Annotated in this window: 9 protein-coding genes; 8 read left to right on the top strand and 1 reads right to left on the bottom strand. The window is 48.4% G+C overall.

Going from position 1 to position 15,849, the window contains the following annotated elements; all coding sequences use genetic code 11:
- Positions 1–83 precede the first annotated feature (83 nt).
- Positions 84–2,336: a fasciclin domain-containing protein gene (locus JCM15548_RS02050; RefSeq protein ID WP_083984918.1), complete on the bottom strand. Its 2,253-nt coding sequence runs from the start codon at positions 2,334–2,336 to the stop codon at positions 84–86.
- Positions 2,337–2,614: 278 nt separating this feature from the next.
- Here JCM15548_RS02050 and JCM15548_RS02045 point away from each other — a divergent pair, with 278 nt between their 5' ends.
- The 8 genes from JCM15548_RS02045 (at position 2,615) to leuC (ending at position 15,845) form a co-directional block, all read left to right on the top strand.
- Complete coding sequence (locus tag JCM15548_RS02045; protein ID WP_062122213.1) at positions 2,615–6,859, top strand: hybrid sensor histidine kinase/response regulator transcription factor; 4,245 nt, start codon at positions 2,615–2,617, stop codon at positions 6,857–6,859.
- Between the two features lie 496 nt (positions 6,860–7,355).
- On the top strand, positions 7,356–9,197 hold the full coding sequence (gene ilvD, locus JCM15548_RS02035) for a dihydroxy-acid dehydratase (RefSeq protein WP_083984917.1): 1,842 nt from the start codon (positions 7,356–7,358) through the stop codon (positions 9,195–9,197).
- A gap of 36 nt (positions 9,198–9,233) precedes the next feature.
- Complete coding sequence (locus JCM15548_RS22635; protein ID WP_227625342.1) at positions 9,234–9,881, top strand: thiamine pyrophosphate-binding protein; 648 nt, start codon at positions 9,234–9,236, stop codon at positions 9,879–9,881.
- Between the two features lie 70 nt (positions 9,882–9,951).
- Positions 9,952–10,965 (top strand): thiamine pyrophosphate-binding protein, encoded by a 1,014-nt coding sequence (locus tag JCM15548_RS22630; RefSeq protein WP_262486856.1) that lies wholly within the window; start codon positions 9,952–9,954, stop codon positions 10,963–10,965.
- Positions 10,966–11,006: 41 nt separating this feature from the next.
- On the top strand, positions 11,007–11,549 hold the full coding sequence (gene ilvN, locus JCM15548_RS02025; protein ID WP_173427637.1) for an acetolactate synthase small subunit: 543 nt from the start codon (positions 11,007–11,009) through the stop codon (positions 11,547–11,549).
- A gap of 74 nt (positions 11,550–11,623) precedes the next feature.
- A complete protein-coding gene (gene ilvC, locus JCM15548_RS02020) occupies positions 11,624–12,676 on the top strand; it encodes a ketol-acid reductoisomerase (protein ID WP_062122210.1) in 1,053 nt (350 codons plus the stop codon).
- 232 nt (positions 12,677–12,908) lie between these two features.
- On the top strand, positions 12,909–14,405 hold the full coding sequence (locus JCM15548_RS02015; RefSeq protein WP_062122246.1) for a 2-isopropylmalate synthase: 1,497 nt from the start codon (positions 12,909–12,911) through the stop codon (positions 14,403–14,405).
- A gap of 39 nt (positions 14,406–14,444) precedes the next feature.
- Positions 14,445–15,845: a 3-isopropylmalate dehydratase large subunit gene (leuC, locus tag JCM15548_RS02010; protein ID WP_062122209.1), complete on the top strand. Its 1,401-nt coding sequence runs from the start codon at positions 14,445–14,447 to the stop codon at positions 15,843–15,845.
- The last annotated feature ends 4 nt before the right edge of the window (positions 15,846–15,849 follow it).

Below are 15,849 nucleotides of genomic sequence, written 5' to 3'. Positions count from 1 at the left end.
CCCGGATCTCTGAACTCCGCCTATTAGAAATATGAGACAGAAAAAAAACACAACTGCTTTCATCAGTATATTATTTACTTATATTATTGGTCATCAGATTCAAACATTCCGTCAATCAGGTAAACACAGCCGTCGGAATATATTTTTGGAAAAATGCTGATCACTTTATGGACATTCCCTTTGGGATCCACGATTTGCAATTCGTCACCCTGATCAATTAATTCCAGAGGGATGCGTTGCCCGTCTGAACCATAGGCAAAGGTTTTCACACTTCCCTCTATACCTGCTCCGGCAAAAGGATAATCCGACAAGCCACTCTCGTTAATACTCACAAAATAGAGCTTCATGTAACGTGAAAGAAACTCAGGCAGCATGGATGGGAGATTTCCCAAATCCCGATAAACGGCCTCTTCAGAAGGAGCGAAGACAATGAAACGCTCCCCTTGCAAAAAATTGTAAGCCGGTGATGTATTCGACAAACCGCCTGCATCCAGCAACTGCTTAAAAACCGCCAATTCAGGAGGCGTATTGTACCTGATTTGATCTTTGAACAAGGCATAATCCTGGGAAAGTGCGATGGCTGAAGAACCGGTCAATGCATAAGAAGTACCGTTGTAATAATCGTCAATTTTTTCAATGGTCGCCGGCTGATCGGGATAATTGTTAAAAACAAAGGAGGAGTACAACGATTCATCATCCATCAACAAAAGGTATTGAAAGCTGTTCTGGGTCTTGAAGACCTTATAACCGGCTTTCTCCGTCATCACCCTGCTGGCAATGTGATTGTTCACCAGACCATTCATCACCGAAAAAGACATCGGCACCCAGGGTTCATCATCTCCTTCAATCATAACCGTTTGCTGACCGTACCTGTTGGGATTCAGATTCTGGTACAGCAGCGTCTTTCCATTAACGGTCGTCCGTTCTTGCAGCATACTGTTGGAAGGCAAAAAGAAGGAAAAGGACAAATTATCTGTCATCAAAGGCTGCACGCCATTCACGTGATCCAGCATTTGCAAAAACATCGAATACGGCGCTTGCTGAAAAAGCGGTGCCGTTACACTCTCGAACATCCGCGGAACCACCACCTCATTGATGCCGTAAAAAGTGCCATTGGCCGAAAGTGCTTTATCAACGGCCGCTTCGGTATCAAAACGAATCACATTTCCGTAACGCGTGCTAACTTCTCCCTTTTCAATTTCCTCCGGGAAAATCACATCCCCTTCATAAACATGGTTCTCTAAAAGGTAACGGGCAGCCACAAATGGTATGTCACTAAAACTGTTATAATGGTCTCCCCAGAAAGTCGTGAAAAATTGATTGAGAGCCGCATTATTAGGCGCAAAAACATTATTGGCCATGCGGGTCAGCGTTGCGAGATCGGCATAATCGGGCAAAAAGCCCTCCCCGTTATACGACCACATGGAAGCAATTTTGGGTAAACCCAAATGATAAAACAGGTGCAGGGAATCGCCACCGCCATAATCCTCCGTTAAGTCGGGAGAAAATTGATAGTCGGCAAACCGGTCGTACAAACCCAAAAACTGAGAATACTGCTCCTTCTGGTCAATGGTTTCATAAATCGATTCGGCCAACTCAAGCACCTCATCAATAATGTATACATAACCATTGTCAGCAACCAAGGCGTAATCCTTAACCGCCGCATTCATAAAGTTAAAATCGTTTAAACCTTCGGGAAAAGCCTTTCCGGGGAAAAAGTAACGGTAATTTGAACCGGCATCAATCCCCTTGCTTTTAAAAAGATTCCCCGACAAAACCGGCAAAAACCGCTCTTTATGAAAAATGGTGAGGGCCGGAGGTGTTTCATTGACGGGTACCGTGTAGTCCATGCGTACCTCGGTACCAGGATCGCTTTTGGTTCGGAACTTATAGTACAATCCGGGATCAGAGATCTCTTCTTCATTGGTCATTCCATCGGGCCGGTAATCGGCAAAGCGCTGTTGATCGAAGGAATAATACACCAAATGGAAGCCTATCAACTCCTTCAGTTCTTCCAAAGGAAGTTCAGCAGGGGCAGATAAGCCGCGACTGTTCAGGTAAGCACCAAAAGCCGCATCATCGGGGGCCAGAACCGTAATGATTCCACGCCCTTGAATGACATCCCTGAAACCTGCTGCTTCAATAGCTTCAAGAAACATGGAACAGTCGCCCCTGGCTTCCAGTACCTCCCAGGCGTTGCCCTTTAGCCAGCCCGGGACCTCATAATATTCTTCCATTTTAGGTTCACAGGCAGCAAACAGGAGCAAAATGCCGGCTAAAACCCAAAAAACAGACCTATCTTTCAACTTGTACATATGCATTGGTATCATTTTCATTAACACCTATTCTTATTTGTTTGACAAAATTAACCTGTAGAGGGGCCTCAAAAAATGGAAAATTGTCCGTTTACCTATAAAGTTATCCATACGGGACACCCACACACACTGTGTTAACAGTTGATTTTCAATACCTTACATCGCTAACCCAAAAGCATTCACAAAGCGTTAAAAGAAATCTGTCCGATTTAGTTTATATTTGCATAAGTGTACGACTCTTCACAACTCAAAGTAGAAACTGCCGCTTCCTTGCGGGGAAGTAGAAATTGACAATAGATATGGGGAGCAAATCTGCAACAATTGGAAAGTATTTGATTTTTTTGTTTTTCCTGATTCTGGAAACTTCCATCCAGGCCCAGTCTCAACTAAGTATTGAAAACATCACCAGCCGGGATGGATTGTCCCAAAACACGGTCACTTCCATGGCTGAGGACCATAGAGGCTTCCTTTGGTTTGGTACCCTGAACGGCCTCAACCGCTTTGATGGCACCCGCTTCCATGTGCTGCAACAGGAATACGGGGAAGAGCTTTCCTTGTCTGATAATCGCATAAGGACCCTATTTTATGACCCGGATGGCTATATATGGGCCATCACCAACACCAATCACTTCAATTGTTACAACATCCATCTCCAAAGGTTTGAAAAATTCGAAGGCAACCAAACGTCTTACGGCAGTTTCCTGCAGGCTTCCAACGGAAACATCTGGTTGTGGGACCATCACAACGGTTGCCTGCTCATTCAAAAGGAAGATGGGCAGATTGTCACCACTACTTTTGCCACGGAACTCAACAATATTCAGGTTTACTTCCTCACGGAAGGTGCGGACCAGTCCGTTTACATCGCCACGAACAATGCGCTCTTCCGCTATCACCACGGTACTTTAAAAAGAATCGTACAGGAAGGCATTATGGGCATGTTGGAGGACAACGAAAACCTTTATCTTTTCACCAGAAATGCCGAACTTAAAATAATCCGGAAGACGACCAACCAGCTCAAAAACACCGAGGAGCTTCCTGAGTATTTAAGAACGGCCGAAGTATTAAAAACAGAAAAATTAAAAGAAAACCACTACCTCCTGGCCAAGGCATCCGGCCTTTTTCTTTTTAACACGGAACAAAACGCAACTTTTTCTTCCGCCGCCCGGCTTTTTGATGGGGAAGAGATCAGGGACGCCCGCTTTCTAAAGGACAACAAGGGACAACTTTGGCTATACAACAACAGCGGGAAAATCTGGCAATACCAGGAAGCAAAGGAAAAGTTTATCTGCCACAATCTGATTCCGCCGGAAATAATGGCTACCATAGACCTGGAAAGATACAGCATTTGGCATGATTCCAAAGATATTATCTGGATAAGCACCTATGGCAACGGTCTTTTTGCTTTGGACCAGCAAAGTGGAGAGATCTCCCACCTAAAACACCATCCGGATCGCTACAACCAAATTCCCACCAATTATTTGCTTTCCGTGTCGGAAGATCAATCGGGAGAGATATGGGCCGGAACCGAGCATGGCGGACTCATCAAGATTTCAAGAAAACAATCTGTATCGGAGACCTTCATACCCGGCAACGACGAAACCGAGCGAAACAAAATTGTTCGTCTGGTCTTTCAGGACCAACAAAACAGGATTTGGATCGGTACCAAAAAAGGACTGCTCTATGTATACAGCAGTGACCTGAAGACCCTTCTTTGGGAATACACTTTCAACAGAGGGCTGCCTTATACGGCTTACGAAGATCCGGAGGGAAACATCTGGATAGGCACCAAAGGACAAGGGCTTTTAGTCATCGACCCCGACTTTTCGGTGCTCTACCAAAGTGGGCCGGACTCGGAACAGGATAAAAATATCTATGACATCTTAAGGGATCAAAACGGCCGAATGTGGATAGGGACCTATGGAAAAGGGATTTTGCTGGCCGCTTTTAAAAATAATCGGGTACAATACCAGAATTTTTCAGAAATAAATCAGCAACAATCCAGAGTAAGAAGTCTGGTGCAGGACCGGAAGGGCAGAATTTGGGTGGGCGGCAACAACGGCCTTTTTACTTTTCTGCCGGATTCTCTGCTTAATAACCCCAAGGCATTTCACAACTTCCACTACAGCAGAAGAAATCCGCTATCATTGGCCAACAACGAAGTTAAAGCGATCCTGGAAGACCGTAGTGGACAATTGTGGATAGGCACCTCCGGCGGAGGCATCAACAAAGTATTGGAAGGAAATCCCATCTACCAAACCAGGTTCGAACATTACAACATCAATCATGGTCTGGTCAATAATATTGTTCAGGACATCCGTCAGGATATGGAGGGCAACCTATGGATCAGCACAGAGAGCGGACTTTCAAAATTCAACACCGCCAATCAAACCTTTGAAAACATCAAGCTGTCGGATTCCTGGGAAGGGGACTTGCTGTCTGAGTCCGCTTCCTGCAGACTCCACAATGGCACCCTGTTGTTTGGCAGTCACAGCGGACTTCACAGAATTAACCCCGGAAGGGAAGAAAAGCACAAGAACCTTCCGCCCGTTTATCTTACCTCATTGGATATCAATGGCGAAATGGTCCTGCCGGGACGCCCCAAATCGCCCCTTTCTCAAGCCTTATATAACACCCAAACACTGGAATTATCCCATCAGCAAAGAAACATCAACATTCACTTCACGCTTCCGGATTACCTGAATCCGGAAGCCAATACCTATACCTTTATTCTGGAGGGCTTTGAAGAGCAGTGGAACCATTTAACCCGTCACAGCTTTGCTTCCTACCGGAATCTGCCGCCAGGAGACTACACATTTAGAGTAAAGGCCAAAAACAGTCAGGGCATCTGGAGCGATTCCGAAGCCCGTTTACCCATCCGGGTCAATGGGCCCTGGTGGCAAAGCACCCTGGCTTTTCTTATTTACAGCGTCGTTATTGCCCTGCTTATATACGCCGTCAATACCGCTATTCGGCGTATGGACCGTCTATCGGCCGAAATAAAAATAGAGAAAGATTTGACCGCCTACAAACTTCAGTTTTTCACCAATATCTCCCATGAATTCAGAACCCCCTTAACCATCATTAAGGGAACCATTGAAAATGTCCGGCAAAGCCAGGATCCTGCTTTCATTTCCAGGGAGGTCGGCTTTCTTGAAAAAAGTTCAGAACGACTGCTGAGAATGATTGATCAACTGCTCGAATTCCGAAAACTCCAAAGTAACATTCCGGTTGTCAGACCTACCCCTCTGGAACTGGTCAGCCATATCAAAAACATAAGCAGTCATTTTGACAGTCAGGCGAATCGAAAAAAAATCAAACTGACGCTGAGTTCAAGTCATACCCATTATGCAGGCCTCATCGATGAGGGGATATTAGAAAAAACCCTGCACAACCTGCTGTCCAACGCGCTTAAATTTACACCACAAAACGGCGCCGTAAATGTAAGCCTCCATATAGACGAAGCCTTGGGTCAGATGACCCTGAGAGTGGACGACAGCGGACCGGGCATTGCCACGGCACTTCTGCCGGAACTGTTTCACCGTTTCAAGCGTTTCGACTCCGACATGCCCGGAACAGGGATCGGACTGAACCTCATCCACGAGCTACTGAAGGCCCATAACGGATCTATCCATTACGAAGATTCTCCCATCGGTGGCGCTGGTTTTGTAGTCAAAGTCCCTGTCAACCCGTGTGCCGCCGACTCAACTCAAGCCCTCCGCCCCATCGCTCCGGAAACCGACACTTTCGCGCCCGTCGCCACTCCAGGCGCTCAAAAAACCAATAAACAGATTCTCATTATAGAGGATGACCCCGAAATTGCCGAATATCTGCAACATCACTTATCCCGCCAATTCCGGGTACGAACGGCCCCCAATGGCAAAAAGGGACTGCAATTAAGCGAAAAAACGCAGCCGGATTTGATTCTGTGTGACATCATGATGCCTGAGATGAATGGATACGAGGTGACCAAACACTTGAAATCCGGTATGGCCACTTGCCATATACCCATCATCCTCCTTACCGCCTATACAGCTGAGGAATTTCAGTTTAAAGGTTTTGATGCCGGGGCAGACGCTTATATAACCAAACCCTTTAGTCTGGACCTCCTCAAATTACGAATCACCAAACTGCTGGAACAGCGGGAGGTTATCAAACAAAAATATGCCAGCACGCCCGATTTAAGCACCCTGCCCGAAAACGCCAACGACAAGGATGCCCAGTTTTTACAAAGCATTCACGCCTTCATCGATGCCCACATCAGTGATCCCCAGCTATCGGTAGAGCGCATCATGGAGACGACCAAAATGGGACGAACCTTGTTCTACCACAAAGTGAAGGGACTCACCGGGTTTTCTCCCAACGATCTAATTAAGACCATTCGATTAAAAAAAGCCGCAGAACTTTTGCAAAATGAAGATTTAAACGTTTCCGAAACCGCACTGGCCGTAGGAATGGAGGATCCCTACTATTTCAGCAAATGTTTTAAAAAACAGTTTGGTCAGACACCCTCAGAATTTATCAAAAAGCAGACAACGGCCTGCTGACCCGATGTTTTTTATCACTGCCTGCTGAAATAAACACCCAGGATCAGAAGAGGCCGGGTCCCCCATAAAAATAACAGGAAAAATCAGAACATCGGCGCAAACCTTTTTCACCCAAAAGTGTTTATGTAGAAAGCCTGGCTCCAAACCGAAGCTTTGCATATTAATAACAAGAATTTGTGAATATTTATACAGAAAATTTGATTTTTCAACGCCAAAACCCCCTGTTTTGTAAAAAAATAACAGAAAAGTGAAACTTTTTTTTGCACAACAGTTTGTATTTATGACAAAATTCATACATTTGCATTGTAATTAAACAAAAACCAGATCATGACACTTTTTACATCTCTCCTTCTCGTCGTCATTATTATTCTCGTGGTGAACCATTAGAGAAGTGAGATAGGTATGTAAAAAGTTAAGCTATAAAAAACTTGAAACCCCTCTCACTTCATACGTGAGAGGGGTTTCTGCTTAGGAACCAGGATATAAATAAGCAAGAATGAAGATTCCATTAAGAAGCAATACCACAACGCAGGGTCGCAGAATGGCAGGTGCCAGAAGTTTATGGCGCGCCAACGGCATGAAGGACGAACAAATGGGACGTCCACTGATAGCCGTTGTTAACTCCTTCACCCAATTTGTTCCGGGGCATGCCCACCTGCACCAAATCGGTCAGGACGTTAAAAAATTAATAGAAAAACAGGGCTGCTTTGCAGCTGAATTTAATACCATTGCCATCGACGATGGCATTGCCATGGGGCACGATGGCATGTTGTACTCTTTGCCATCGCGCGACTTAATCGCCGACAGTGTAGAGTATATGGTAAATGCCCATCAGGCAGATGCCATGATATGCATCAGCAACTGTGACAAAATAACACCGGGTATGTTAATGGCCGCCATGCGCCTGAACATCCCGGTTGTTTTTGTTTCGGGCGGACCCATGGAAGCCGGCAAACTGGAGGGTAAGGCATTGGATTTGGTCGACTCCATGGTGATGGCAGCCGACGATTCGGTATCCGACGAAGATGTTTTGGCCGTAGAACAAAACGCCTGTCCCACCTGCGGATCCTGCTCCGGTATGTTCACCGCCAACTCCATGAACTGTCTCAATGAGGCTTTGGGACTGGCACTGCCGGGCAATGGCACCATTGTGGCCACCCATGTCAACCGCAAGCAATTGTTTCAGGACGCCGCCCATCAGGTGGTTAAACTGGCCTATAAGTATTATCAGGATGGTGACACTTCGGTTTTACCCCGCAACATTGCCACCAAAAAAGCCTTTATGAACGCCATGACGCTGGACATAGCCATGGGCGGTTCCACCAACACGGTCCTTCACCTGCTGGCCATCGCACATGAAGCGCAGGTGCCTTTTACCATGGCGGACATTGATCAATTGTCGCGTAAGGTGCCGGTTTTGTGCAAGGTGGCCCCCAACAGCGACTACCACATCGAAGATGTGAACCGGGCAGGGGGCATCATGGGCATCCTGGCCGAACTCAATCGGGCCGGACTGTTGGATACCAGCGTTGGCAGAATTGATTTTCCCAATCTGGAAGCTGCTCTGGCAGCATTTGACATCATGGATCCGCAATGCACACCCAAGGCCAAAGACATTTACCAGAGTGCACCGGGTGGATTTATCAACCTGGTGATGGGTTCGCAAAAAGCGACCTACAGCAACCTGGATGCCGACCGAAAAGCTGGTTGCATCAGAGATATGGAGCACGCCTATTCGAAGGACGGCGGACTGGCCGTTCTGTTTGGCAACATTGCCCAGGACGGGTGCATCGTCAAAACAGCCGGGGTAGACGAGTCCATCTTCAACTTTAAAGGTGTGGCCAGGGTTTACGAGTCGCAGGACGATGCCTGCGACGGCATTCTTTCAGGAGAGGTCAAAGCAGGCGATGTGGTGTTCATCCGCTACGAAGGTCCCAAGGGCGGTCCGGGCATGCAGGAAATGCTGTACCCCACCTCCTATTTAAAATCACGCCAGCTGGGTGCCCAATGTGCCCTGGTGACCGATGGCCGTTTCTCCGGAGGAACTTCCGGACTTTCAATCGGACACGTTTCACCTGAAGCAGCGGCCGGTGGCAACATCGCCATTATTGAAGATGGAGATCCCGTAGAAATCAGCATCCCCCAGCGCTCCATCAACATCATGGTCAGCGACGAAACCATAAAAAACCGACAAGCCAGGGAAGAGGCCAAGGACAACCAGGCCTATCGACCCAAACAGCGCGAGCGTGCGGTTTCAAAAGCCCTCAGGGCCTATGCCAGCATGGTGACATCGGCAGACCGCGGAGCGGTGCGCCTCTTGCCCGGCGAAACAGAATAATGAATCAGTTAACAACCCCCTTTTAAGCATTATATTATGGAAACACAATCCCAAACAGCGATCAAAGGAAAAAGCCAGCAGGCGGTGAGAATGACAGGTGCCGACGCGCTGGTTAAGTCGCTTCAAATTGAAGGGACTAAAATACTATTCGGCTATCCCGGTGGTGCCATTATGCCGGTTTACGATGCCCTGTTTTCCGTCCAGGATGAGTTGCACCATGTGTTGGTCCGCCATGAACAGGGAGCCATACATGCCGCACAAGGTTTTGCCAGGGTAACGGGAGAAGTCGGTGTTGCCATTGTTACTTCCGGTCCGGGTGCCACCAATGCCGTTACCGGCATTGCCGATGCCATGATTGACTCCACCCCTCTGGTGGTCATCAGCGGACAGGTAGGCTCAACCCTTTTGGGTACCGATGCCTTTCAGGAGACCGACGTGGTTGGTGTTACCCAACCTATTACCAAATGGAACTATCAGGTAAAAAGAGCAGAAGATATACCTTATGCCATTGCCCGTGCCTTTTATATTGCCCGCAGCGGTCGACCGGGTCCCGTATTGATCGACATCACCAAAGATGCCCAGTTTGCCAGCTTTGATTACATCTACGAGCCGGTCACCCATATCCGCAGCTACAAGCCCATTCCCGAAGTGATCCGGCTCAGATTCAAGCAGCTACCCAACTGATTAACCTGGCCAAAAAGCCTTTGGCCTGGTAGGGCAAGGGGTTATTCTGGGCTCAGCCGAAAAAGAGTTGTTGGCCTTCCTTGAAAAATCAGGTATTCCGGCGGCATGGACCTTGCTGGGCTTATCGGCCATGCCAACAGATCATCCCCAAAACGTGGGTATGCTGGGCATGCACGGTAATTATGGACCCAATGTAAAGACCAATGACGCCGACTTGATCATAGCCATTGGGATGCGCTTTGACGACCGGGTAACGGGTGATTTAAAAACCTATGCGACCAACGCCAAAGTCATCCACCTGGAAATCGACGATGCCGAGATCAACAAGAACGTCCATGCCGATGTGCCCATTCTGGGCAACGTGAAGGAATCGCTGCCCATGCTGACCCAGAAAATAAGTGCCAACAAGCACGGGGACTGGTTGCAGGAGTTCCGGGCTTGTGACCGCATTGAGTTCGACCGCATCATCAACGAAGAACTGGCGCCCTCCAAACCGGGGATGACCATGGGAGAAGTCGTGCACAAAATATCGAACGCCTTTAACGACGATGCCATTATGGTAACCGACGTAGGCCAGCACCAAATGATGGGCAGTCGCTATTTCAAATTCAAGCAATCGCGCAGTGTGGTGACTTCCGGTGGTTTGGGCACCATGGGTTTTGGCCTGCCCGCTGCCATGGGTGCCAAATTGGGCGCCCCGGACCGCCCGGTTTGTCTCTTTGTGGGCGATGGTGGATTTCAGATGACCATTCAGGAATTGGGCACCATTTTTCAGACCAAGATACCGGTCAAAATCGTGCTTTTGAACAACAACTTTCTGGGCATGGTGCGCCAATGGCAGGAACTGTTTTTCGACAGCCGCTATGCGTCCACTGAATTGATCAATCCGGACTTCCAAACCATTGCCAAAGGTTACCATATTGAAGCCTTAAAAGTGACCGAAAGAGACAATCTGGAGGAAGCCATTCAAAAAATGGTGAACCATGAGGGCGCTTTTCTGTTAGAAGTAATTGTGGAAAAGGAAGGTAACGTATTCCCGATGGTTCCATCCGGCGCCTCTGTTTCAGATATCCGATTAGAATAACAGCTGTTCCCTTACAATGTTAACAATTTAGAAAAATGAGAATGAAACAAGAATTCACACTCAGCATATTCTCGGAGAACCAGGTTGGTTTGCTCAATCAGATCACCAACGTGTTTACCCGCAGGAGCCTCAACATCGAAAGCCTGACCACCTCTGAGTCGGCCATCGCAGGCATACACAAATTTACCATTGTGGTATTCAGCACCCGCGAAGAAATCGACAAGGTGGCCAAGCAAATCGAAAAGCGCATTGACGTCATCAAAGCCTTTGTCCTCACCGATGAGGACATCATTCACCAGGAAATAGCCTTGTACAAGGTGCCGACCAAAACCCTGCTGAATGGCAATGAGATAGAAAAGCTGGTGCGTCAGTACGGCGCCCGTATTCTGGAAATAACAGAAGAATACACCGTTATTGAAAAGACCGGCCACAAGCAGGAGACCCAGGAGTTGTTTGAAAAAATGGACCAATACGGGGTGGTGCAGTTTACCCGCTCCGGACGTATTGCCATTACCAAACTCAAGGCGGAGTTGCTCGACAACTATTTGAGAAAAATGGAAATGGACAAAAAAGTACTCAACTAAGGGTGGGCGCTAGCAAGTAAGAATCGATAAACTATTAAATTTATCCCATATCAATACAATTAACAAACACTATTATGGCTAAGATTAATTTCGGAGGAACCGAAGAAAATGTAGTAACAAGAGAAGAATTCCCATTGGAAAAAGCACGTGAGGTGCTTAAAGACGAAGTGATTGCAGTTATTGGTTACGGTGTTCAGGGCCCGGGTCAGGCACTTAACCTGAAAGACAATGGCTTTAACGTTATTGTTGGCCAGCGTCAGGACTCCAAGACCTGGGACAAGGCAGTGGCCGACGGCTGGGAGCCTGGCAAAACCCTTTTCCCCATTGAAGAGGCCCTGGACAAAGGAACCATCATTCAGTATCTATTGTCAGATGCCGGCCAGATTTCTGTTTGGCCCACTGTTCAGAAATACCTGAAGCCAGGTAAAGCCCTTTATTTCTCGCATGGTTTTGGTGCTACTTATAAAGAGCGTACCGGTATCATCCCTCCCAAAGATGTAGATGTTATTTTGGTAGCTCCTAAAGGATCAGGCACCAGCCTGCGTCGCATGTTCCTTGAAGGAAGAGGTTTGAATTCCAGCTACGCCATTTTCCAGGATGCCACCGGAAAAGCCAAAGACCGTGTAGTCGCTTTGGGTATTGGTGTTGGTAGTGGTTACCTTTTTGAAACCACCTTCCAAAGAGAGGTTTACAGTGACTTGACCGGCGAGCGTGGAACCCTGATGGGTGCCATCCAGGGTATTTTTGCCGCCCAGTATGAGGTTTTGAGAAAGAATGGTCACAGTCCCTCAGAAGCTTTCAACGAAACCGTTGAAGAACTGACCCAGAGTTTGATGCCTTTGGTGGCTGAGAACGGTATGGACTGGATGTATGCCAACTGCTCGACCACCGCTCAGCGGGGTGCATTGGACTGGTGGAAAAAATTCCGTGATGCCACCCTTCCGGTATTTAGCGATTTGTACAGCGAAGTGGCCAAAGGCAACGAGGCGCAGCGTTCGATCGACTCTAACAGCCAGTCGGACTACCGCGTAAAATTGGAAGCGGAATTAACCGAGCTCCGCGAATCGGAAATGTGGCGCGCAGGTGCGGCCGTTCGTCAGCTTCGTCCTGAAAACGACAAAAAATAGCCCCTCTTTTCAGGCTTAGCCTGAAAAAGACCGGTCATACAACTTGATAGCAACTATCTCTCACCCTTTAACAGGAAGGGGTTAAAGACTATTCAGGTATCTCATCCACAGGAAGACCTTTCTTCCTGTGGATGCCTTGACCGGCCTTATCATCTTACCCCAAAAACATTGGCCACTTATGGGCCCATTCAACAAATTTCATCCGGTTATCGCCGGACTAAAAGAGACAAACATGAGCAACAGAGTCTATATTTTCGACACTACCTTAAGGGATGGCGAACAAGTTCCCGGCTGCCAGCTGAATACCATTGAAAAAATTGAAGTGGCCAGACAGCTCGAAAAACTAGGCGTGGACGTTATAGAAGCCGGCTTTCCGGTCTCCAGTCCGGGCGATTTCAACTCTGTGGTGGAGATCTCCAAAGCGGTTTCCAACCCCACCATTTGCGCCTTAACAAGGGCCGTAAAAAAAGACATTGAAGTAGCGGCCGATGCCCTGCAATTTGCCAAAAGAGGTCGCATCCATACCGGTATTGGCACCTCCCCCTATCACATTTTCAACAAACTGAATTCCAATCCCGATGCCATCATTGAACGGGCTGTGGAAGCCGTTAAGTATGCCAAAAAGTTTGTAGAGGATGTGGAATTTTATGCCGAAGATGCGGGACGGTCCGACAATGAATACCTGGCACGGGTCATCGAAGCCGTTATTAAGGCCGGTGCCACCGTTGTCAATATCCCCGACACCACCGGCTATTGCCTGCCTTCAGAGTATGGCGAAAAAATTGCCTACCTGGTTAACCATGTGCCCAACATCGACAAGGCCATTATCTCCACCCATTGCCACAACGATTTGGGCATGGCCACGGCCAACTCCCTTTCCGGCATTATGAACGGCGCGCGTCAGGTGGAAGTCACCATGAACGGCATTGGCGAAAGAGCCGGCAATACAGCCCTGGAAGAGGTGGTGATGGCCCTGCGCTGTCACAAAGACCTGGAGTTTGATACCGGCATCGACTCGAAGCAAATCATGCGGACCAGCAACCTGGTCTCCACCCTTATGCGCATGCCCGTGCAGGCCAATAAGGCCATCGTGGGTCGCAATGCCTTTTCGCACTCTTCCGGCATTCATCAGGATGGCGTGTTAAAAAACCGCGAAAACTACGAGATCATCGATCCTGTGGAAGTAGGCGTCAAAGAGTCGTCCATTGTGCTGACCGCCCGCAGCGGACGGGCCGCACTGAAACACAGAATGACTGTGCTGGGCTACCAGTATGAGCCATCGGAACTGGACAACATCTACAACCGCTTTCTGGATTTGGCCGATAAGAAAAAGGACATTACCGACGAAGACCTGGAAATCCTCATTGGCAGCGAAAAGCAAGCCGGCAAAAAGCCCCTGCAACTGGTTTCATTGCAGGTGGTGAGTGGTAAATCGACCATTCCTACCGCCACCGTGCAGGTCAGCTTTAACGGCGATATATTCACCGAAACAGCCGCGGGCAACGGTCCCATCGATGCCGCCTTTACGGCTGTAAAAGCGCTGGTTAAACGACGTGTGCGCCTCGAGGAATTCCTGATTCAGGCCATAACCCGTGGAAGCGATGATCTGGGTAAGGTGCACGTGAAAATTGAACACAAGGGACAGCTCTATTATGGATTTGCGGCCCATACCGATATCGTCACCGCATCCGTGGAAGCCTTCCTCGATGCTTTGTCAAAAATTGAATAGTCTTTATTTCTAATACATAACCATTAAAACTTAAATATCTTGGCTGGAAAAACGCTTTTCGACAAAATCTGGGAGAAACATGTTGTGAACATTGTTGAAGGAGGACCCAGTGTATTGTATATCGATCGCCACTTAATACACGAGGTAACCAGTCCTCAGGCTTTCGCAGGTTTAAAAGAGAGAGGGATTAAAGTAGGTCGCCCCGAAAAAACGGTGGCCACGCCCGACCATAACATCCCCACCATGGAACAGCACCTGCCCATCCACGATGAGCTGAGTCGCTACCAGGTGAACAAATTAAAAGAGAACTGTGAGGCCAATGGCGTTCAGATGTATGGTTTAACACACCCGTACAACGGCATTGTGCATGTCATCGGACCAGAGTTGGGTCTGACCCGTCCGGGCATGACCATTGTTTGTGGCGACAGTCACACCTCTACGCACGGTGCCTTTGGCAGTATTGCTTTTGGTATTGGTACCAGCGAAGTGGAAATGGTACTGGCCACGCAGTGTCTGATGCAGTCGCGTCCCAAGACCATGCGCATCAATGTGGATGGCGAGCTCCACAAGGGGGTCACATCCAAAGACATCATTTTGTACATCATCGCTCAAATTTCCACCGGAGGGGCCACCGGCTACTTCGTTGAATTTGCCGGATCGGCCATTCGCAGTCTTTCCATGGAAGCCCGCATGACCATCTGTAACATGAGCATTGAAATGGGTGCCCGCGGTGGTATGATTGCCCCCGATGAAATCACCTTTGAATATGTCAAGGATCGTGAGTTTGCCCCTAAGGGTCAGGACTGGGAAAAGGCGGTGGCCGAATGGCGTCAGTTGCCGAGCGATGCCGATGCCGTATTCGATAAGGAATTGCATTTTAAAGCCGAAGACATTGAACCGATGATCACCTACGGAACCAACCCCGGTATGGGTATTGGCATCAGCGCCAACATCCCCAAGGTGGAAGACATCGACAAGTCCTCACAAAATTCCTTTAAGAAGTCGCTGCAATACATGGGATACAATCAGGACGAGCCCATGATTGGTAAAAAAGTAGACTACGTATTTGTGGGTAGCTGTACCAACGGTCGCATTGAAGATTTAAGGTCCTTCGCCGCCTTTGTAAAAGGCAAGAAAAAGGCCGACAACATCACGGCCTGGATCGTTCCGGGCAGTAAGCAGGTAGAGAAGCAAGCCATTGAAGAAGGTCTGCGCGACATTCTGGAAGAGGCCGGCTTTTTCCTGCGTCAACCAGGCTGTTCGGCCTGTCTGGCCATGAACGACGATAAAATTCCGGAAGGCCAGTATGCGGTTTCGACCTCCAACAGAAATTTCGAGGGCCGTCAGGGACCCGGTGCCCGCACCCTGCTGGCCAGTCCGCTCACCGCAGCTGCCACCGCCCTGAGTGGGGTCATCACCGACCCGCGCACCATGCTTTAAGCAG

Origin of the sequence: Geofilum rubicundum JCM 15548, from assembly GCF_000974365.1 — a bacterium.
In the GTDB taxonomy this organism is placed as follows: Bacteria; Bacteroidota; Bacteroidia; order Bacteroidales; family Marinilabiliaceae; genus Geofilum; species Geofilum rubicundum.
The sequence above is the reverse complement of the archived record's forward strand: the minus strand, read 5'-3'. Positions and strand labels throughout refer to the sequence as shown.

Coding starts and splice junctions, on each gene's coding strand:
- JCM15548_RS02015 (WP_062122246.1), top strand. CDS start 12,909: ATGAGCAACAGAGTCTATATTTTCGACACTACCTTAAGGGATGGCGAA.
- JCM15548_RS22635 (WP_227625342.1), top strand. CDS start 9,234: ATGGAAACACAATCCCAAACAGCGATCAAAGGAAAAAGCCAGCAGGCG.
- JCM15548_RS02045 (WP_062122213.1), top strand. CDS start 2,615: ATGGGGAGCAAATCTGCAACAATTGGAAAGTATTTGATTTTTTTGTTT.
- JCM15548_RS02050 (WP_083984918.1), bottom strand. CDS start 2,336: ATGAAAATGATACCAATGCATATGTACAAGTTGAAAGATAGGTCTGTT.
- ilvN (WP_173427637.1), top strand. CDS start 11,007: ATGAAACAAGAATTCACACTCAGCATATTCTCGGAGAACCAGGTTGGT.
- ilvD (WP_083984917.1), top strand. CDS start 7,356: ATGAAGATTCCATTAAGAAGCAATACCACAACGCAGGGTCGCAGAATG.
- ilvC (WP_062122210.1), top strand. CDS start 11,624: ATGGCTAAGATTAATTTCGGAGGAACCGAAGAAAATGTAGTAACAAGA.